At 29.4% G+C, this 19,439-nt stretch carries 22 protein-coding genes and 3 pseudogenes; 9 read left to right on the plus strand and 16 right to left on the minus strand.

Going from position 1 to position 19,439, the window contains the following annotated elements; genetic code table 11:
- Positions 1-193 precede the first annotated feature (193 nt).
- Together L987_RS14345 and L987_RS05345 are read right to left on the minus strand one after the other, a co-directional pair.
- Positions 194-238: pseudogene (locus L987_RS14345) on the minus strand (hypothetical protein); the annotation flags it as partial.
- Complete coding sequence (locus L987_RS05345) at positions 222-806, minus strand: DUF334 domain-containing protein (RefSeq protein ID WP_231558574.1); 585 nt, start codon at positions 804-806, stop codon at positions 222-224. The gene L987_RS05345 and the pseudogene L987_RS14345, both read right to left, overlap by 17 nt.
- Positions 807-904: 98 nt before the next feature.
- Here L987_RS05345 and L987_RS05350 point away from each other — a divergent pair, with 98 nt between their 5' ends.
- On the plus strand, positions 905-1,942 hold the full coding sequence (locus L987_RS05350; protein ID WP_002508690.1) for a 2,3-butanediol dehydrogenase: 1,038 nt from the start codon (positions 905-907) through the stop codon (positions 1,940-1,942).
- 87 nt (positions 1,943-2,029) lie between these two features.
- On the opposite strand, the gene L987_RS05355 is transcribed toward L987_RS05350, so the two are convergent.
- The 6 genes from L987_RS05355 to L987_RS05380 all read right to left on the minus strand — a co-directional run bounded on the left by L987_RS05355 (position 2,030) and on the right by L987_RS05380 (position 8,811).
- Positions 2,030-2,581 (minus strand): recombinase family protein, encoded by a 552-nt coding sequence (locus tag L987_RS05355; protein ID WP_046208376.1) that lies wholly within the window; start codon positions 2,579-2,581, stop codon positions 2,030-2,032.
- A 207-nt stretch (positions 2,582-2,788) separates the two neighbouring features.
- Entirely contained in the window at positions 2,789-3,784 is a 996-nt protein-coding gene (locus L987_RS05360) for a glycosyltransferase family 2 protein (RefSeq protein WP_047503359.1), read from the minus strand.
- Between the two features lie 10 nt (positions 3,785-3,794).
- Complete coding sequence (locus tag L987_RS05365) at positions 3,795-5,189, minus strand: polysaccharide pyruvyl transferase family protein (protein WP_047503360.1); 1,395 nt, start codon at positions 5,187-5,189, stop codon at positions 3,795-3,797.
- A gap of 172 nt (positions 5,190-5,361) precedes the next feature.
- Positions 5,362-7,050 carry a teichoic acid ribitol-phosphate polymerase TarL gene (gene tarL, locus L987_RS05370; RefSeq protein ID WP_047503361.1) on the minus strand — a complete coding sequence of 563 codons (1,689 nt, stop codon included), beginning with the start codon at positions 7,048-7,050 and terminating at the stop codon, positions 5,362-5,364.
- 26 nt (positions 7,051-7,076) lie between these two features.
- Positions 7,077-8,102 (minus strand): ribitol-5-phosphate dehydrogenase, encoded by a 1,026-nt coding sequence (locus L987_RS05375; protein WP_047503362.1) that lies wholly within the window; start codon positions 8,100-8,102, stop codon positions 7,077-7,079.
- Entirely contained in the window at positions 8,095-8,811 is a 717-nt protein-coding gene (locus L987_RS05380) for a D-ribitol-5-phosphate cytidylyltransferase (RefSeq protein WP_047503363.1), read from the minus strand. The genes L987_RS05375 and L987_RS05380 overlap by 8 nt, the downstream gene beginning before the upstream one ends.
- A gap of 114 nt (positions 8,812-8,925) precedes the next feature.
- Here L987_RS05380 and L987_RS13690 point away from each other — a divergent pair, with 114 nt between their 5' ends.
- Positions 8,926-9,096 carry a hypothetical protein gene (locus tag L987_RS13690; RefSeq protein WP_156105205.1) on the plus strand — a complete coding sequence of 57 codons (171 nt, stop codon included), beginning with the start codon at positions 8,926-8,928 and terminating at the stop codon, positions 9,094-9,096.
- A 423-nt stretch (positions 9,097-9,519) separates the two neighbouring features.
- Here the strand turns inward: L987_RS13690 and L987_RS05385 are convergent, their stop codons facing one another.
- Positions 9,520-10,209 (minus strand): DUF536 domain-containing protein, encoded by a 690-nt coding sequence (locus tag L987_RS05385; protein WP_047503364.1) that lies wholly within the window; start codon positions 10,207-10,209, stop codon positions 9,520-9,522.
- Positions 10,210-10,701: 492 nt separating this feature from the next.
- On the opposite strand from L987_RS05385, the gene L987_RS05390 reads away from it, so the two are divergent.
- The 5 genes from L987_RS05390 to L987_RS14385 all read left to right on the plus strand — a co-directional run bounded on the left by L987_RS05390 (position 10,702) and on the right by L987_RS14385 (position 14,696).
- Complete coding sequence (locus tag L987_RS05390; RefSeq protein WP_047503368.1) at positions 10,702-11,673, plus strand: replication initiator protein A; 972 nt, start codon at positions 10,702-10,704, stop codon at positions 11,671-11,673.
- A 42-nt stretch (positions 11,674-11,715) separates the two neighbouring features.
- Positions 11,716-11,937: a hypothetical protein gene (locus tag L987_RS05395; protein ID WP_047503370.1), complete on the plus strand. Its 222-nt coding sequence runs from the start codon at positions 11,716-11,718 to the stop codon at positions 11,935-11,937.
- 1,188 nt (positions 11,938-13,125) lie between these two features.
- Positions 13,126-13,557 (plus strand): plasmid mobilization protein, encoded by a 432-nt coding sequence (locus L987_RS05400; protein ID WP_047503373.1) that lies wholly within the window; start codon positions 13,126-13,128, stop codon positions 13,555-13,557.
- 66 nt (positions 13,558-13,623) lie between these two features.
- Positions 13,624-14,394 (plus strand): hypothetical protein, encoded by a 771-nt coding sequence (locus L987_RS05405; protein WP_047503375.1) that lies wholly within the window; start codon positions 13,624-13,626, stop codon positions 14,392-14,394.
- Positions 14,395-14,573: 179 nt separating this feature from the next.
- On the plus strand, positions 14,574-14,696 hold the full coding sequence (locus L987_RS14385) for a hypothetical protein (RefSeq protein ID WP_443027614.1): 123 nt from the start codon (positions 14,574-14,576) through the stop codon (positions 14,694-14,696).
- On the opposite strand, the pseudogene L987_RS14100 reads toward L987_RS14385, so the two are convergent.
- The 3 genes and pseudogenes from L987_RS14100 to L987_RS05415 form a co-directional block, all read right to left on the minus strand.
- A pseudogene (locus L987_RS14100) lies at positions 14,693-14,776 on the minus strand (hypothetical protein); the annotation flags it as partial. The gene L987_RS14385 and the pseudogene L987_RS14100 sit on opposite strands and share 4 nt — an antisense overlap.
- Before the next feature lie 81 nt (positions 14,777-14,857).
- Positions 14,858-15,124 carry a Txe/YoeB family addiction module toxin gene (locus tag L987_RS05410; RefSeq protein WP_047503377.1) on the minus strand — a complete coding sequence of 89 codons (267 nt, stop codon included), beginning with the start codon at positions 15,122-15,124 and terminating at the stop codon, positions 14,858-14,860.
- Positions 15,125-15,382 (minus strand): type II toxin-antitoxin system Phd/YefM family antitoxin, encoded by a 258-nt coding sequence (locus L987_RS05415; RefSeq protein WP_047503379.1) that lies wholly within the window; start codon positions 15,380-15,382, stop codon positions 15,125-15,127. It lies immediately after the preceding gene.
- 201 nt (positions 15,383-15,583) lie between these two features.
- On the opposite strand from L987_RS05415, the gene L987_RS13695 reads away from it, so the two are divergent.
- Positions 15,584-15,679 carry a type I toxin-antitoxin system Fst family toxin gene (locus L987_RS13695; RefSeq protein ID WP_107386017.1) on the plus strand — a complete coding sequence of 32 codons (96 nt, stop codon included), beginning with the start codon at positions 15,584-15,586 and terminating at the stop codon, positions 15,677-15,679.
- A 128-nt stretch (positions 15,680-15,807) separates the two neighbouring features.
- Here the strand turns inward: L987_RS13695 and glpT are convergent, their stop codons facing one another.
- A complete protein-coding gene (gene glpT, locus L987_RS05420) occupies positions 15,808-17,166 on the minus strand; it encodes a glycerol-3-phosphate transporter (protein ID WP_047503381.1) in 1,359 nt (452 codons plus the stop codon).
- Between the two features lie 140 nt (positions 17,167-17,306).
- On the opposite strand from glpT, the gene L987_RS05425 reads away from it, so the two are divergent.
- Positions 17,307-18,203, plus strand: a complete 897-nt coding sequence (locus tag L987_RS05425) for a glycerophosphodiester phosphodiesterase (protein ID WP_081979842.1) — start codon at positions 17,307-17,309, stop codon at positions 18,201-18,203.
- A gap of 143 nt (positions 18,204-18,346) precedes the next feature.
- Here the strand turns inward: L987_RS05425 and L987_RS05430 are convergent.
- The 3 genes and pseudogenes from L987_RS05430 to L987_RS05440 all read right to left on the minus strand — a co-directional run.
- Positions 18,347-18,499: pseudogene (locus L987_RS05430) on the minus strand (replication initiation factor domain-containing protein); the annotation flags it as partial.
- A 238-nt stretch (positions 18,500-18,737) separates the two neighbouring features.
- Positions 18,738-18,917 (minus strand): hypothetical protein, encoded by a 180-nt coding sequence (locus tag L987_RS05435; RefSeq protein ID WP_047503384.1) that lies wholly within the window; start codon positions 18,915-18,917, stop codon positions 18,738-18,740.
- Between the two features lie 245 nt (positions 18,918-19,162).
- Complete coding sequence (locus L987_RS05440) at positions 19,163-19,342, minus strand: hypothetical protein (RefSeq protein ID WP_047503385.1); 180 nt, start codon at positions 19,340-19,342, stop codon at positions 19,163-19,165.
- Between the last annotated feature and the right edge of the window lie 97 nt (positions 19,343-19,439).

The raw sequence follows: 19,439 nt of genomic DNA on the forward strand, positions 1-19,439 counted from the left end.
CGTCTTCAAGTTTAGTTAAGGGTTCTTCTCAACATCAATAAATTTTCTCGGCATAAATGCGTACTCTACTTTTTATTTTTACTCACTTTGATAACAAGAAATGCCATTCCAATACAAAACCACATACCTATAAGCGAAATCCAAACTGCCATAAAAAGTCTCCTTTTTTAACAAACTTTATCAGAAATACTATTTAGTCATGAAACCTTGCTCTAATCCATTCATACAAACCAATAAAGAGTCCTATAGCAAGTATATAAGGCAAACCATAAGGCAATATACCAAACGAATGTCATAAAGCCTTCAGACGCTCTTATTTTGCTTGCTATGGCATTCTGCAATGTATCTACATGTAAGAAACTCATAAAGTCACTACCAATAGTCATAATTAAAGCAAATAGCATAAAAACTAACAACATAGCCCCAATACCTGTAAATAATTGTTTTTGTCTTTTTTGATAGTGTTCATGTGATTCTCTCACTTTACGCAACATTTCTTCGTTTTCTTCTCGGACTTTATTTATATCTTGTCGCAATGCTGCCTGAACATCTTCAGTATTCACTTTACCTAACTTTTCTTGTGCTACATCAACAAAATCATTATGTGCTTGAATACCACTAGAGCGAAAGACCTCCGCCATCTCTTTCAATTTCGATGTTATTGCTTCTTGTTCTTTCTCTCTCGTTTTCTGATTCTCCTGCATTTCTGCCAGATAATTTACGATGAGCTTGTTTTGTCTCTTGAGCTCGTTCAACTCTTCGCTGATTAAGTTATTTTGTGTGTTGTTCGAGTACACTCTAATCATATAATAATTTAGAAACACTATATTAAAAGGTTAGTTTATTTGAAAGTAACTTTTAAAAGGCATACTATTAAATTAACTAAAACAAGGAGGTTTTATCAATGAAAGCAGCAGTTTGGTATGGTCAAAAGGATGTACGAGTTGAAGATCGAAAATCTAAAGAGTTACAAGATAATGAGGTTAAAGTTAAAGTGTCTTGGGCTGGCATTTGTGGTACAGATTTACATGAATACTTAGAAGGCCCTATATTTATTTCAACAGACAAACCTGACCCGTTCCTTGGCCAAAAAGCGCCCGTTACATTAGGCCACGAATTTGCAGGTGTAGTAGATGATATTGGTTCTAAGGTTACAAAATTTAATAAAGGCGATCGTGTTGTCATTAATCCTACAGTTTCAAATCGTGAAAAAGAAGAAAATATTGATCTTTATGATGGTTATTCTTTTATAGGCTTAGGTTCTGATGGTGGATTTGCAGAATTTACAAACGCCCCAGAAGAGAATGTTTATAAATTACCAGATAATGTTTCTGATAAAGAAGGCGCCCTTGTAGAACCGACGGCTGTTGCAGTTCAAGCAATTAAAGAAGGAGAAGTTCTATTTGGCGATACTGTTGCTATTTTTGGTGCAGGGCCAATCGGTTTATTAACAACTATAGCAGCCAAAGCAGCTGGTGCTAGCAAAATATTTGTTTTCGATTTATCGGAAGAGCGACTTAATAAAGCTAAATCAGTAGGTGCTACTCATACGATAAATTCTGGTGAATCAAACCCAAGTGATATTATTAGTAAATACACTGATAATGGCGTTGATGTAGCATTTGAGGTAGCTGGTGTAGCGCCAACACTTAAATCTGCAATAGATGTTACTAAAGCAAGAGGTATTGTTGTTATAGTTTCTATATTCGGCCATCCTATTGAATGGAATCCAATGCAATTAACGAATACAGGTGTAAAACTTACTTCGACGATTGCTTATACACCTACTACATTTCAACAAACAATAGACTTAATTAACGAAGGTAATTTAAAAGTAAAAGATGTCGTTACTGATGAAATTGAGTTAAATGATATTGTAGAGTCAGGATTTGAACAACTTGTAAACGATAAATCACAAGCAAAAATTCTCGTTAAATTATAATATAGGTTATAAAAACTAATGAAAGGAGAATCTTCAAATTAGAGATTCTCCTTTCATTAGTTTTCTTCCTGTGATTATTTGTTTTTACTACTTCATTTTTATTATTCTATATACAGTAGAACGACTCACTCCTGTTTGTTTAGCAATATCTTCGCCAGTAAGTTTTTGCTCATCATATAAGAATTTAATCTCTCTTTTTTTATGATCTGGTAATGATGGTCTTCCACCTTTTCTCCCTCTAGCTCTTGCTGCTTCTAATCCTTTTTTCGTACGTTCACTTAATAAGTTAGCTTCGAGTTCGGCAAATGCACTCATCATAGTAAAGAACATCTTGCCCATCGCATCTTTGGTTGATACGTTCATATCTATAATATGTAAATCAATACTATTATCATCTAACCATTGAGATAACTCAATTAATTGCTTGGTTGTTCGGCCAAGACGATCTAGTTTATAGATAACTAAAATATCGCCTTCACGTAAATAATCTAAGCATTTATCAAGTTCCGTTCGTTTCGTTTTGCGACCACTCGCTTTCTCGCTAAAGATACGTTCACAACCATATTCCTCAAGTGTATCAATCTGTCCATCAAGACTTTGATCTTGCGTTGATACACGTGCATAACCAATTTTAGCCATTTGAATACCACCTCTTTTAATCGTTTTATGAGTACTTACTAATGAAATCTAGTTCTCGATGCAAATAAACGCGGCTCTCATCGTCTGAAAACTCATATTTTTTGGTATTTATGATACATTGATTATAACACAAGTTTTTAGACTTCGATATCCAAGAAAAACCTCTTAATATTAAGTTAAGAGGTTTTGTATCAAAAACGAAGGTTATTAGTTATTTTCTAATAAGATAAGTGATGATAAATTATTATTTCTTACAGCTTCTAAACGCGCATTAAAAATCGAAGTAACATACTTGTCTGCTTCTTTAGGTAGGTAGAAGTTTAAGCAATGCGAAAAATAGTATAGCCACTCTCTCTTTTTAATTATATCTATATCGTTATTTGAAGCAAAATTGTTATTTTCTCCATGCCTAAAGATACGAGTACAGTACTTTCCAGCGATTTGATGTTTTGTTTCTAAAGAAATATTTTTATTACCTTCATAAATCGCTTTGAAAATTTCACCGCAAACACTAAAGTATTTTTTTGGACTCGTTCTTTTAGCGTATAAGTGTTTTTTGTCATTTGTATCTGTAAATAACATATAGTAATCATCGTCTGCTAAAATAGAAATGTTGTTACTATTCATTATAAATTCCATCATAAACAACATATCTTCACCTTTATCTATTTTAGGTGAGAATTGCAAACACTGTTCTTTAATTATAGATGTCTTAAATAATTTTTGTGCAGACATTGTATAAATAATACTGTTTTCAACAATGTCTGCTTGTTTAATATTACCATTTTTATATGCTGCTGTAGGCACGTTTCTACCTTCTCCTACAGCTTTCATTTTTAAACAAACTAAATCACTGTCATTGTTTTTGGCAAATTCATAACTGTTAAAAGCTGTATTTTTTGAAATATAATCATCTGAATCTATAAATAAAATATATTCACCTTGAGAGTTATTAATTCCAAAATTTCTTGGAATACTTGCATTACCTGTATTTTTATTTAATTTTATGATTTTATGATTTAACCATTGATTATCTTTAAAAAACTTCTTGATATTTTTTAAAGATTGATCATTAGAACAGTCGTCAACTATTATAATTTCAAAATATTTAGGATTCATAGTTTGATTTTTAAGACTTTCTAAACATCGTATAATAACGTTTTCTCTATTGTAGACAGTTACAACAAACGATACTTTAATCATAATATCCCTCCTATTTTTTTATTCTTCTTAAAACATCAGTGAGTTTTATACTCATTTTTACTGACTTACGGTTTAATGTCTTTTTAAGATAGTTAATTTCTTTTTGCTTCTTACGGTTATTGTTTGTTAATTTTTTTAATTTTTTTTCAGTATTCTTTTTAGCAATTTCATTTTTCTTTTCCTTTAGTTTTTCATAATTAATAAACCGTTCTGATATTTGAGGAGGTGTCAGATTATTGATAGGTTCCAACATATTAGGTAATTTAGCATTTTTCATTACCTTGTCAAATGGCACTTCTTCATATTTATAATTATATATGTGGTCTAAGTTATTTTTATTTAAAAAATAAATAAAGCGATCAAAATTTCTTTCATGAACTTTCTCTGGAGATTTAAAATCTAATTTTGGAATTACATCTTGAAGTTTTGTATTTTCATCTATTTCGTCTATTTTCAATTGTGTTAAATTATGGTAATCTGCCAATTCACTCATCCGAGCATCTTTAGCTAATAACAAACTAGGTGTTCCTGAGAGAGTGGCTGTTATATTTCCATGTAATCTTGCACCAACTGACAAATCAACATTTTTTAAAAAATTAATCCACATGTGAGCATTTAATGGGTATCTAACTTTACCTTCTCTATAAAATTTATAAGATATTGTATTAGGGTAATATAAAGTGTTCTCTCCTAATCTTTCATTTCCCAAATAAACCATTTTAAATTCACTCATCCACTGAGGTATGAAATAGTAATTCTCATAGTCTTCAGCAATTTGAGAAATAAATTTCAAACCTTTTTCTGGAGTTAGCTTAGAAGAATTCAAAGATATAATTGAATTCTCATTAAAATGTAAATCTCTTATTTTTAAATTGCGTCCAAAAGTGTACATGGAGGGACACCCTATTACCATATGGTCTTTACCTTCTTTAAATCCTAGATAACTTAGGTAATCCGCTGTTGTTTGCCCTCTAACTCCCACAATATTCGATTTTTCTAGAACTGCTGCAATAAATTCTTTTACTTCTTTATCAAAAGGAAAACCTTCATTCACATTTTTTCCAATTGGAGCTTTAATACCAACTCCTACAATAACAACGGGTATTTTTAGGTTTTTAAATAATTCAGTATATTTTTTTAAATGTTTAATAAATGTATCCCTAAAAGCATCTGCTAAAGGGATTATATAAGCATCATAATTTTCATTAATATAATCAGCTTGATTTGGATCAATTTTATATTTATCAGGTATTATTTCAACGTCTTCTGTCATTAAATTTCTATATATACTATACGCATATATTAAGTTCCCAACGTTACCACCAATTAGATTGTTTAAAATCATTTCTTCTGGTTTACGTATTTCGTTAGGAGCTATACCGGATCTTATTAAGATTCTTTTCATTAATATTTCTCCAATCTTCATTGTATCTATTATAATAATATGTACTTAAAAGTTCTTGTTTATAATAGACTTAATAGTATTTATTAAAATAAGTATAAGACTAGTTATTTCAGCGCAGTCTTTGTTAATTAGGTATTTATTGGGATTGATTTATATATATTACTTAATTAGATTAAGCACCAAAAATGCGGCGAACAACTCTTTCGCTTGACTTGCCATCTGTATATTTAAAATGCTTATCTAAAAATTCAGGAATTTTTTCTTCTTCAAAGTCATTATTATAAAGTGATTCGATTAGATCACTAAACGTTTCTACAATTTTGCCTGGGACAAAATTTTGATAAGGTTCGTAAAAATCTCGAGAAGTTATGTAATCTTCTAAATCAAAAGCGTAAAAGAGCATAGGACGTTTAAATACTGCAAATTCATATACTAAAGATGAGTAATCACTTATTAAAATATCTGTAATAAATAAAATATCGTTAACTTCTCGAAAATCAGATATATCTACAAAATAACTTTTATATTGCTCTGGAATATTTAATTTGTTTTTTACGAATGGATGCATTTTAAACAATACAACAGCATTATTTTCTTTACAATAATGAGTTAAACGGGTGAAATCTATTTTAAAGAAAGGATAATGTGCACTACGATGTCCGTTACCTCTGAAGGTAGGCGCAAATAAAATCACTTTTTTCCCTTTAATAATCGGGAGATATTCTTCCATTTTTTTAGTAATTTCTTTTTCGTATTCTTCGTCAAATAAAATATCTGTTCTAGGTACTCCTGTGGGTATAATATTTTGCTCTTTAATCCCAAAGGCTTCTCCATAAAATGGGACATCATTTTCTGATGATACAAAAGCTTTTGTATAACTTCTATGGTTCACTGAATCAAAAAATGGCCCGCCTTTCTTACCCGTTCTACTAAAACCAACTGTCTTAAATGCTCCTACAGCATGCCATAATTGAATAATTTCTTGGCTCTTTCTAAATTTCACAGTGTAAAGTAATGGATGAAAATCATCGACAAAAATATAATCAGCTTTTCCTAATAAATAAGGAAATCTAAATTTATCGATAAAGTTTCTTCTAGCAGAAATATTTGGTTTAAATATTTGGTGTATTTTGTATTTTTCTTCCAAATTTTGACGTAGCATTTCCTTATATACGAACTCAAAGTTCCCTGACATTTCTTCTCTAGAATCTGAAGTAAATAACACCGTATTCCCTTTTCGTAAATGGAAAAATTTAGTGATATTAAAAATAGACTTGAATAATAACTTTCGGATTTTGAACATTCTTCTGTTATATTTATTTTTAATTTTTTTTATTTTCTCTTTTAATTTATTCGGCTTGGGTTTAGGTTTATTGAAAGTAATTTGCAAAACAAATTCGTTCACTTCTTTAGAAATTTTTGGGAAAACTGTATAAATAGTTTTTTTAGAATTTCCTCCTTTTTTAAAAGTATATTTAAAATAACTAAGTAAATAATTCTTTTTATCATTTGACGTTTCGAGCTCTAAATATTTATTTAAATGCTCTTCATCTAGTTCATAATTAACTAAATCTGTTAAATTGTTGTTAATGTGAGCTATATACTCAAATTTCTCCTTATATATTAGAAGATATTGTCCTGAAGGTAAATAATTTCCGTTATCCAATATAGCTATATTAAAACGGGCTTTGAAATAATTGCCATTGAGTTCTACATTATTTGCTTGTACTTCCTTTGTTTCAGTTAAATTTCTTAATGTTAGACTTTTATTGTTCAACTCTATATTCTCAACATGGCCTTCAATAAAAAGTTGAATTCTTTCCCAATAAATATTATCTATTATTAATTTTTTATTATCCAAATTCTACACTCTTCTTTCTTAATTACTTACATAGTCCACTTAATCACTGTTTTTCCCCATGATGTAGATAAATCTAATTCGAATGCTTTAATAGCATCGTTAAGCGTTCTAACTTCTACTTCTTCTCCTTTAAGCAAAGATAACTTTTCTACAATATCTGGGTTTTCTTTATACAAATTGGCAATATCTTGAAAATCTTTAGCACCACTTCTACTACTTCCAATCATAGTCAGCCCTTTTTCTAATATTAGTCTTGTATTGATTTCAACAGGGTACTCACTCACTCCTAATAATGCGATACTTCCTTCTGGAGAAATCAAATTAATCATTTGATCAATAGCTAATTGACTACCCTTGCCCCCTACACATTCAAATGCGTGATCAATTTGCAAATCTTCTGACACTTGATTAATATAAATAACTTCATCAACAAAAGAAAAATGGCTGAGTTTATAATCAGTCTTACCGAAAACATAAATTTTTGATTTCGGGTAAAGCTTGCGTATTAAAATAGCTGTTATATATCCTAAATTACCATCGCCCCATATGCCAAATGAATCCGTTTTTGAAATTGATTTTTGTTTAAAACGTTGTATAGCATGCCAACTAACGCTTACTAGTTCTGAATATGATAAAACACTCAAGTCTAAATTATCAGGGATTTCGATAATTCTATCATGGTTCATGAATACATAATCCTGCATAAACCCATCATAACCACTGGATCTAAATTTACTGCTAGGCAAATAATTTTCTTTTATAATTTCATCTTTTTTTATAGGCGTATTTGGAACCATAATTACTTTTGTTCCAATATCATATTTACCTTTAGAATCATAAACTACTTCCCCTACACCTTCGTGTGTTAAAGCCATTGGCAGTTTTTTTTCCAGTACTTGTTCATCTCTTTTACCAGTATAATAGCGTTGATCTGCAACACAAATTGATAAATATAGAGGTCGTATGATAACTTTATTATCTTTAATATTTTCATTACGATAGGTTATTTCAAATTGTCTTGGAGCAACCAATTGATAAATCTGATTAATCATTTATCATCCCACCTTTTATAATGGAATTAGCCACCTTTAAATCGTAAGGTGTTGTAATTTTTATATTATATAATTCCCCATCTACTAATTTAACTCTTTGATTAGAAACTACCATTATTTTACAAGCGTCAGTCAGTATTTTTTTATTGTCGTCTGATAGGTTATTATAATTAGTTCTTAATGAATTAATATTAAAAGATTGAGGTGTTTGGCCTTGATACATTTCATTTCTTAAAGGGATTGATTCAATATCTTCTCCATTTTTTGAAGTTATTATAGTATCAGTAGCAGGGATAACTGTATCAACAGCTTTATTTTCAAGAACGAAATCGATATTTTCTTTAATAATACGTCTCGTTAAAAATGGACGCACTGCATCGTGAGTTACAATAACATCCTCATCAGTTATCACTTTATTTTTTTCTATAGTTTTTATAATGTTCATAATAGTTTCGTTTCTATCTGTTCCGCCTTGAATAACTTTAATGCGCTCATCATCAATATTAAATTTATTTAGTATATCTTTTGTATGTAAAACCCATTTTTCTGGTGTAGCAATAAAAATTTCGTCAAATTCTTTAGTTAATAAAAATTTCTCTATTGTATGTATAATAATAGGTTTACCATCAAGCTCTAAAAATTGTTTAGGTAATGGCACATTCCCCATTCTCGAACCTATACCACCCGCTAAAATACCTGCATAAATCATTTTCTTTCCCCCTTTCGACTTTAAAATTGTTTATTTCTATTACTTCTTATAAAAAAGCTCCTATTCACTCCTAACATTATCTATTATATAATAGATAATGTTAGGAGTGAAACAATGAAAAAACTTTTTAATATTTTGCTTATTTCAAGTTTATTTGCAATTCTATTACAACTTTTTTATCTGAAAACAAATGAAAAAATCTATAATAATATATCTATAGATGAAGAAGATGAAGAAGAAATACAAAATAATATAATTGAATTATTATATAATTCAGATGAATAATTCAATTATACATTTTATAACTTAATGAATTGATTATAAAAAAAGCTCCTATTTCTAGGAGCTAAAATGTTAATATTTTGTTAAGTCAACGCTTAATACATATTAACATATTTAGCTAATAATTAGTAGTGTTTAATCGACGTAAAATACTTTTCTATACTTATAGAATATGCTAGTGGTTCTAATTTAATTACAAACGCTATTATATTTTTTATACTCTTGCAAAAGTTATAAAAAGTCTCTAATAATATAACTTTTTTTGTTTGGTTACTAAAGGGAAATTTAAAACGGCTGTATAGTTTCATATTAACATAATCGATGATTATCAGAAGTTTCGGTTATATAAATAAAAGGGCTACAAGTTATTTAACTTGTAGCCCTTTTTCATAAACATAGTCTTTTCAAACGATTATTATAATATAATTAGCTACCAAACAAACGACCCCAAAAGCCTTTTTTAGGTTGTGTTTCTTCACTCTTATATTCTATATCACTATCATTATCATTTTGTTTAGATAGATCATCTTCTTTTTGTGCCTCTTCACCTTGTATACTTTCATCATTTTTACTTTCAGGTATATCACTATATTGAATTTTTGCTTCTTTAGCTTTTTCTTGATATTGGTTCATATTCACAGAATCCATAGTATATGTTGTTTCTTGTTCATCAACGCTTTGTCTATCGTTAGTAGATGTATCAAAGGAATAATTAAGTTGTCTCTCTTCTTCTAATTGATTTTCTAGTTTTTGAATCTTCTTATTACTCTCTAATGCCAGAACTTGTTGATTCTCTAAAAGTCTATTAAGTGTATTTATTTGCTCTTTATCTCTATTTGATTGTTCTTTATATATATCTATCTGGTTATATAATTGTTTTATTGTCTCATCTTTCACCAGGTTATCATTATTAGGTTCTTCTTTTTTTTCGCTTTCAAAATCATCATTCTTATTTTGATTTTTTCTTATTCGGTTTATTACTATAATTTCATCTTCACTGGTTAAGTAATTTACGTTATCGATTTTTTGAAATTTCACATTTGCTTTTTTAGCATTATTATAAACAGTCATTTTTGTTACGTTTAATTCATCAGCAATTTCCTTCATACTCTTCATATAACGGCCTCCATATAGTTATATACATAACATTTATACCATTATACAGCCATTATACTTGTCATTACAAGGTTATATAATTCGTTATACACATAACTATATACAACTATGTGTATAAGGTTTTAATCCAGCTATATAATACTTATACACCCTTTATACTTGCTATATAAGAGTTTAGACGGTGTTATACGATATACCCATATAAAATATTTATACAAAGATTTATCTTTCTTTGAAAGTGCATACACCCAAATGTATATAAACAATTTAACAAAACTTTTAAAAGTGTTAATATAAATATATAAAAGAAACCTAACTACGGGAATAGTCAGGTTTCTTCGGTAATAAAACAAGTAGTTTGTTTGTTTATATAGTTGTTATATTCTTATTATATATACTAAGAATTATTAGTGCAAGTCGAATACATATAAACTTACTTATAGCTTTTTTATTACCTCTTTTAGAAATTTAAATATGAAAGAGGTTTTTTGTATGTCCAACTTTAATATTAAAGAAATCCAAAAAGAGAAATTTTATCAATTACCTAAAGTTTTTTTTACGAATCCTAAATATACTAAACTATCTAATGATGCAAAAATAACTTGGTCAATACTAAGAGATCGTTTAGATTTATCTATAAGAAATAATTGGGTAGATGAAAATGGAGATATATTTTTTATTTATACCAATGAAAAGCTTAAGTCTATTTTAAATATTAGTAGTCCAAATAAGCTATCTAAAATAAAAAAAGAATTAACAGAAGCTGATTTATTTAATCAAATAAGAGTAGGTTTGAATAAACCTAATAAGTTATATATTAAAAAACCAGAAGTAACAGAAGCTGATGTATATTATATTTCACAACAAGAAAACGATATAGAACAGCATAATAACACGGACGTATCATTATCATACGTCCAGAAATATGATAATGATACGTCAAGAAATATTAATATGATACATCATGACATATCAAAAGAATACACTAATGATACTGACTTAAGTAATACTGATTATATAAAGACTGAGAATAATGATACGTATGATATGAATGATACATATAGCAATCAAACAAACCATAATCATTCGGATCATACAAATCACCAACAATCCGAATTTAATAATGATGCACTTAAATTCCAAGTACTCGAAGAATTGCCACAACAAATCAAAGACTATTTAAGTAAATTTAAAATTAGAGAGATACGTATTATTAAAAGTGTGTTACTCAAAGGCAAAAAGTCATTTAATAACGCCCATGATACATATTATCGTTTAGAAGACGTGGAGTTTGAACTTGTCAGTGTCTTAAAACGTTTTAAAGCGATGTTGCTACAAAAGAATGAAACCGTTGATGCGATGCAAGGCTATCTTATGCAGTCAATTAAAGCTGAGTTAGAAGAAATACATGCCCTTCATATGCGTAGGCAAAATATGAGTCAACATAATATTTTCAATCAATAACGTAACAACAGAGCATATTTAAGCACAAATGCGTGTTTAGCAATGGAACTATTATTGGCCATTATCGTAGGATTATTACTGAGGTTGTACTTTCATAAAAGGAAAACGCCTATGACAGTTAACAGTTGGTTTAAAGGACTATTTGTTATGCTTATTTTTGTCATTATAGTAAGTGGATTTTCACGCATTGATGATATCAAACAGGGCGAAAAAGAAGGATTTCATGACATGGATATCTATAATATTGCGTCAAAATCTAAGTAAAAATAATATATAGTTTGTGAAAACGTATAGACTTAAAATCCATTTTGAAAGAATTGAAACGATTATGGGGCAATTTGATGAACAACAAAGAAAAACATGCGGAAGAAGATAAAAGAGAATTTGTTTTGACATCTATACATTAAATATTGAGTTTGATACTTCGGTTTCTAAAAAATTAGTACCAGTTTTGATCTAAAAGTTACTGGTGAAATTAAAGTATACTTATCTGGCGTATATTTGCGTTTTAAGAGTTTATGTAAGTGTTTAGGTATAAAACTTATATGTAACGGGCCTTAATCTTTAAAATGCCCCCTTAAAATCCAAAATAAAAGCATTTAATAAGGCGCGTAATAAAGTTTGCTAAAAAGATAATATATTGTGTTTTGGTTTTTGATAATGTCGTAACATATTATGTTGTACTACGTTACGACATTATCAAGTAGCATTTCATTGCTAAGTTTAAATATTGGGGCTCAAATGATTCATGTAGTACTTCGAATTTTATAAAATAATAATATGAGTGAAAAGTGATCTACATGTATTATAAATTAGTGCAGTAGGTCATTTTTATTGGAAGTTTATCACTAGTATTTGTAATGATAAAAATCGAAGTCTAATATACGTTTTAAGAAAGGGAGTTATTTAAACTTTTAGAACATTAAAAATGAATTTATGTGCCTAAGACTTCAACTAGAGGAGTCTCGAAAAGGAGTCCCAGACAACAGGATAAGGAGGAACGATGCCATGGCCATGGCACCCAGCATAGCTGGGGTTCTTTAAACTTATCCTTAAAGGTTCTGAATGCTGACATTACAGTATTTATGAACCAAATTTAATTACGGATACAAAGGGATTAGTGAAATTTTACATGGCATTTTATTTGGAAAATAGCGATTATTCTATCCTTTGGGGCCCAAGGGATTTCGAAACAGGGACTCTTTGGAGTCCCTAGAGACTCCCTAAAGGACTCCTTGTTTCCCTTCTAAATTAAGCAACATTTCATTCTATAATTTATTAGTAATTACTTAGTTAAATATGGTATAGTAAAACTAAGTAATTACTAAGTTAATAACTTGTTGGAATAAATGAGTATTTGCTTAGTTTATTGTTTGTAAAAATATTGAGTAATTACTAATCATATCATTAGATGAATAAATGAGTGATTACTTAGTTGAGGAGGGGTTAAAAATGACCAATCAAAGTCATAGAAAAGCTAAAACAATCAATATCAATTTAACTGAAGAAGAATATAAAAAGGTAAAAACGTTAGCAGAAGATAGAAATTTAAATCCAACAGCTTATACACGGCTTGCGGCTTTAGGGAACAGAATTAGACCTACGGTTGTTTATCCTGTAGATGAACGAATTAACATGCTTGAGAGAGAGAATAAAGATCTTAAAATGCAATTTAAAGCAGATTATGACAGAGGTGAAGTTTCAAAAGAAGACTTGGAGAATTTAGAGGAGCAATATTATGAAGCTGCCACATATATGGACACGTTTAAACGTTTTTTACAGTATGTAAACAATGATGGTGAATATATTAATTTAAATGGATATAAAAGAGATGAAGAATTAAAAGAAGAAGTTAGGAATGCAATACAAAACTTATTAAGGTGAAAAATGGTTGATTTAAGTTCATGAAATTACACGTTTCTTGGAAACGATAAGAAAAGAAAGCTAATTATGAACAATATATATACAGCAATAATAACGTTAGGAGCTATTGTAACTACTATTTATAACGTTTGGAAATGGCTTAAAGAAAACAAAGATAATAATGAAGATAATACCATTAGGATTTGGATAGAAAGTTTAAGAATAAGTTCCCCAATAATAGGGTGTGTTTTACCCTTTATAGTGTTAGTATATGTTACCAATGTCAATCAAGGAATCTTTTATGACATATTATTCATAAGTTATGTATCTATTCTTTCTATAGCTATTATAATAGGTTGTTTTGTATTTTTTATAAAAGAAAGATATAAAGATAAGTATGGAGATATTATTCATCAAGACTGTCTTAAGTATAGCAAAGAAAATGAGCATGCTAATAATACTATTAATTCTATTCATTTAAAGATTGGTAGAAAGGTACTGGACAAGGATTTTAATTATAAAAAGGACTTAGAACATGCGAAACAAATTTATCAAACGAAGCCTAAATTACACAGTATAACTAAAAAATATAATAAGTTATGCCAGCAAAGTTGGTTGAGTGTAGCTGCATTAAATGGAATCTTGATATTAAGTTTATTTGAGTCATCAGATGGAAATGTTTTAGCTTATGTAGGTAGTTCTATCATAGTAACATTTGTAATATTTTTACTTAATACATTAAACATATATAGCGATTTAAGAATTAAATATGGCAAACGTAATTCTACGATTACTAAAATCAAGAAACATGAAAAAGTATATGATGAGTTACTTAAAGAAAATGAAGAGAGTAAGTAAAATTTTTATAGAATATATTTGTATATTGTCCAAATGGATATGGTATGCAAAAAGTGAAAATTGCATGGCTTAATTTAAGTAGGGTTAATTATTTTTAGCAAGTTGGATAGATGGTGGCTAATCTCATGAAAATGGGGTGATGCCTATGATTTTGGTTTCTACTCTTGGAAAGGAATAACATGTCTGATTATGAAATGCTTATGATTGTTTTGACAATCATTGGTTTAGTATTAATTAGTAACAAAGACCAAAAAAATAACCATCTAGAGCATACTTTGACGAGTAACTTGAGGTTATTTTAATAGTAATTTAAGTTATAAGTCACCGTCTTTTTAACGGGCTCATTAGGGTAGCATATATTAGTATGTTGTCCTTTTTCTATACAAGTTAATAGTAACATTGTATTACATAAATCCCAATATGCTATTTTAATATATAATCCATAGCTAAAAATTAGCTGCTTTTATTCATAATGTGACCATGCAGAAAGGATAAAAACTTTCTTATCATCTTCATCAACTGTGTAAACAACTCTATGTTGATGGTTTATTCTTCTTGAATAGCGCCCTAAGTGTTTAGGTTGCAACTTTTCAAAAGATTGGCTCGGAAAATAAGGATCTTCTTTTAACGTGTCTACAATTTTTAAGAATTGTGTTTTCAACTGTGATTGTTTAATTTTCTTTAAATCAGTTTTTGCTGAATTTTTAATAGAAATACTGTAATTATCCATTTAGAGATTATCCCAGTTTAAATCATCAACGTTAGTGTAGCCACTGTTATCTTTTTCACGCTCTCGTACTTTATCCATAGTCCCTGTTGTTTCAAGATATAACGTTTCTTGAATACTATCCCAATCTTTCTGACTTATGATTACGGCGTTATTTTCACTCTTAGAACTGCTTATAATAACGGGTTCGTGGCTATCATTAACTTGTTTAAGTAGTTCATAGAATTCTTTTCTCGCATTAGTAGGTGTTTTAATATTCATTATTAGTCACGTCCTTTCTTTATTCTATATTATAACGTACTTAAAAACGTACGTAAAGTTGTGATTTATAATGGATTATAAGTTTGATTTTTAAATAATTCAACTTATCGGAAGTACATATGCTTCAAAAGATACAGATGGTATAATAATGGAGTCGCCTATCTCTCAGGCGTCAATTGACGTAGAGAGGAGGTGTATAAAGTGATGCTTATTTTCGTTCACATCATAGCGCCAGTCATCAGTGGCTGTGCCATTGCGTATTTTACTTATTGGCTAAGTAAACGCAATAAAAAATAGGTGACATTAAGCCACACCAACAAAAATCCCCTCACTATTGCGAGTAGTGAGGGGATTGGTGTATAAGTGAATACTTATTTTCGTTAAATACATTATAACATCATAGTGGATAGAAATGCAAAATTATGTTAGTTAATTTGTTCTTGCCCACGTTTGTTCCAAGTTAAAATGAAACTTAACATTGCTAATATACTAATCACTGTTAGTAAAATAAAACCAACGTCCCATCCGAATTGCTGAATTACGAAACCTAATACAATGTTAGCCATAACTGCGCCAAACAGATAACCGAATAGTCCAGTCAGTCCGGCTGCAGTACCTGCAGCTTTTTTAGGCACATAATCTAAGGCTTGTAATCCAATTAACATTACGGGACCGTATATTAGGAATCCAATAGCGATTAAAGAAACATTATCCAACCATGGATTTCCTGGTGGGTTTAACCAGTATATTAAGACAAATATTGTTACACCTAGCATAAAGAAGAAACCAGCTGGGCCACGACGCCCTTTAAAAAGTTTGTCTGATAAATAACCACAGAGTAGAGTACCAGGTATTCCAGCCCATTCGTATAAGAAATAAGCCCATCCTGAAGCATTTAAATCAAATTGTTTTTCTTCACTCAAGTATGTTGGAGCCCAATCTAAAACGCCATAACGTACGAAATAAACAAAAATGTTTGCAAAAGCAATAGCCCATACCCATTTATTATTAAGTACATATTTAAATAATATTTCTTTCGTAGTTAATTCTGTTTCAAGCGTTTCTTTAGATGAAGTAGAATAATCATTCTTATATTTTTCAATAGGAGGTAGACCTTGAGATTGAGGTGTATCTCTAATTAAAGCATAAGAAATGATTGCAATAATAATTGCTAATAAAGCTGGGTAAATAAAAACGCCTTCAAATCCTTTTAAATATCCAAAGTTATATAAAGCAGTCATGGAAATTCCCCAAGTAGCTATTGGAGCCATTAATCCGCCTCCGACGTTGTGTGCTACGTTCCAAATTGCAGTTTTACCTCCGCGTTCACTTACACTATACCAATGGACTAGCACACGTCCTGAAGGTGGCCACCCCATGCCTTGGAACCAACCGTTTAAAAAAAGCATAATAAACATGATAGTAATACTAGAAGTAAAGAATGGGACAAACCCAAGCAGTAAATTAACAATAGCTGTTAATATGAGCCCTAAAGTTAAAAACATTCTAGCATTACTTCGGTCACTTACGGTCCCCATCACAAATTTACTAAAACCATAAGCAATGGAAACTGCAGAAAGTGCAATACCTAACTCTCCTTTACTAAAACCTTGTTCAATTAATGAAGGCATAGCCAAAGAGAAGTTTTTTCTCAATAAATAATAACCAGCATAACCTATAAAAATACCTAAAAACACTTGAAGTCGCAATTTTTTATATGTATCATCAACTTTTTCTGATGGCAATGGATCTATATGTTTAGCTGGCTTTAAGAAATTGAACATGATAATCCCTCCTTTTTATAATTTTTATATAATATTTAGGAAAAGTAATTGCAAATCGAGTTTAAGTGAATAAGTAAGCGTTGTCAATACAATTTTATTTTGCTAAGCTAAATGAAAATATTTAAGGAGATGAAAAGAGAATGAATATAAAAAGAATGTTTTATTTATTATGTATTTTTGTGATTTTTACATCTTTCAATACTAGTATTGTCAGTGCGAGTGGTTTTTCTTCTTCAAAAGATAAGGTTAATGAAAATATTTTAGATAATAATGTTTCAATAGCACATCGCGGAGCTAGTGGTTATGCTCCTGAGCACACATTTTATGCTTATGATAAAGCTCATAAAGAATTTAATGCGGATTATATTGAATTAGACTTACAAATGACTAAAGATGGTAATTTGATTGCAATGCATGATGAAGATGTTGAACGTACTACAGGTCATAAAGGAAGAGTTGAAGATTATACTACCAAAGAGTTAAAACAAATGGACGTTGGAAGTTGGTTTAATAAAAAATATCCAAAATATGCCAAAAAAGAATATAAAGGGGCAAAAATCCCTACTTTAGAAGAAATACTAGACCGTTATGGCGATAATGCCAACTATTATATAGAAACGAAATCACCAGATGTTTATCCAGGAATGGAAGAGAAACTGTTACATAGTTTAGAAAAACACAATTTATTAAGTGATCAAAAATTAAATAAAGGTCAAGTTGTCATTCAATCATTTTCACAAGAAAGTTTATTAAAAGTTGCAAATATGAATAATCAAATCCCATTAGTCCAATTAGTAGATGAAAATAAGTTATCAACATTTAACTCTGAAGATCTAAAATTCATTTCATCATATGCTATAGGGGTAGGGCCAGATTATAGTGATTTAGATGAACAAATGGTACAGAAATTGCATAATTATAATTTGAAAGTACATCCTTATACTGTGAATACTGAAAAAGATATGCAGCAAATGTTTAACATTGGTGTTGATGGTGTATTCTCTAATTATATTGATAACTATATTAAGTTAAAATAATAAACAAAAAATTACTGGACTGTGATTTATTAAGTTTGATAACGCAGACATGTGGTATATCTAATAAAAGGACATCATATATCCATATAAACCATAATAATGCTCTTATCTATAGATAAGAGCATTATTTCTATTTTTAAATGAACGATTGTCATACGGTCAAAACTGATTTTTGGTTTTGATATGCACACAGTATGTGCACTTAACCGGCTATTAGAGTAGCCGGTTTTAGAAAAATTGTCTGAATCGTGATTTTCTAAATGATTTGAATGATTTGTATGATTATTTTTACTCATAAAAAATCGACTCCTTAATTTAATTTAAGAAGTCGCTCACCCAATCATATACAAATATATATCTTGAAGAATAAACTAATATCGTTTAATATCTAGATATACAAAAATTAATAAAACTTACTCTTTATATTTTATTCGGGTAAGTCGTTCACAAAAACTTTGGTCGGTTTGGGGTGAGCGACTTCTTTTTTTAATTTTTTATTAATATAACACTATCAAAATACTTGGTCTAATCAGATCAGGTCTTTTTCTGTTTTAAAACCTTAGCAACTAAATACACTACATTTACTCCAGTGATTATTGCTAATATAACTGATACAGTTAAACTTTCTACTCGCATAGTTAATATTAAAAGCATGCAAAGAATAACGTTTAAAACTGTTGATATAACCAATCCCTTATCTAAATTATTACTCATCTTCTTCAACTCCTTTTATTGCTTTATTCCAATTGCTTTATTGATAATGAGTAAAAATAGCAAAAGTTTTAATCTTCATGATAGCCTACCTTTGTAAAAACTAATTTTGTTTTCACGCATAAAAAATAGACAAAACGTTAATATATCAGTCTTTAAGGATATATTTTACCCTTTGAGTTATTTCTATATAGTATCAAGACAAGAAGAAACTCGTTTTCAACTCGTTTCTAAAAACAAAAATCTTTCTAGCTATTATCAACTATCTCCTGTTTTTGTTTCTTTCTTTTTTTGTCATAATCAACAGTCATACCTATCAAAGACCCAACAGCAACTGAAACCTCTAATCCTGCATTAAACCCAAGTGCATAACACATACCGAAAGATAGAATAAGCATATAAGGAATCCATTTAACAAATCTAAACATATAAAAACTCCTTTTATTTTTAGTTTATTATAGATTTTTGCTTTATTCCAATTGCTTTATTGACGTTGAGCCTCGGAACCCTTAACAATCCCAAAAC

The organism is Staphylococcus sp. ZWU0021, from assembly GCF_000798895.1.
GTDB classification, from domain to species: domain Bacteria; phylum Bacillota; class Bacilli; order Staphylococcales; family Staphylococcaceae; genus Staphylococcus; species Staphylococcus saprophyticus.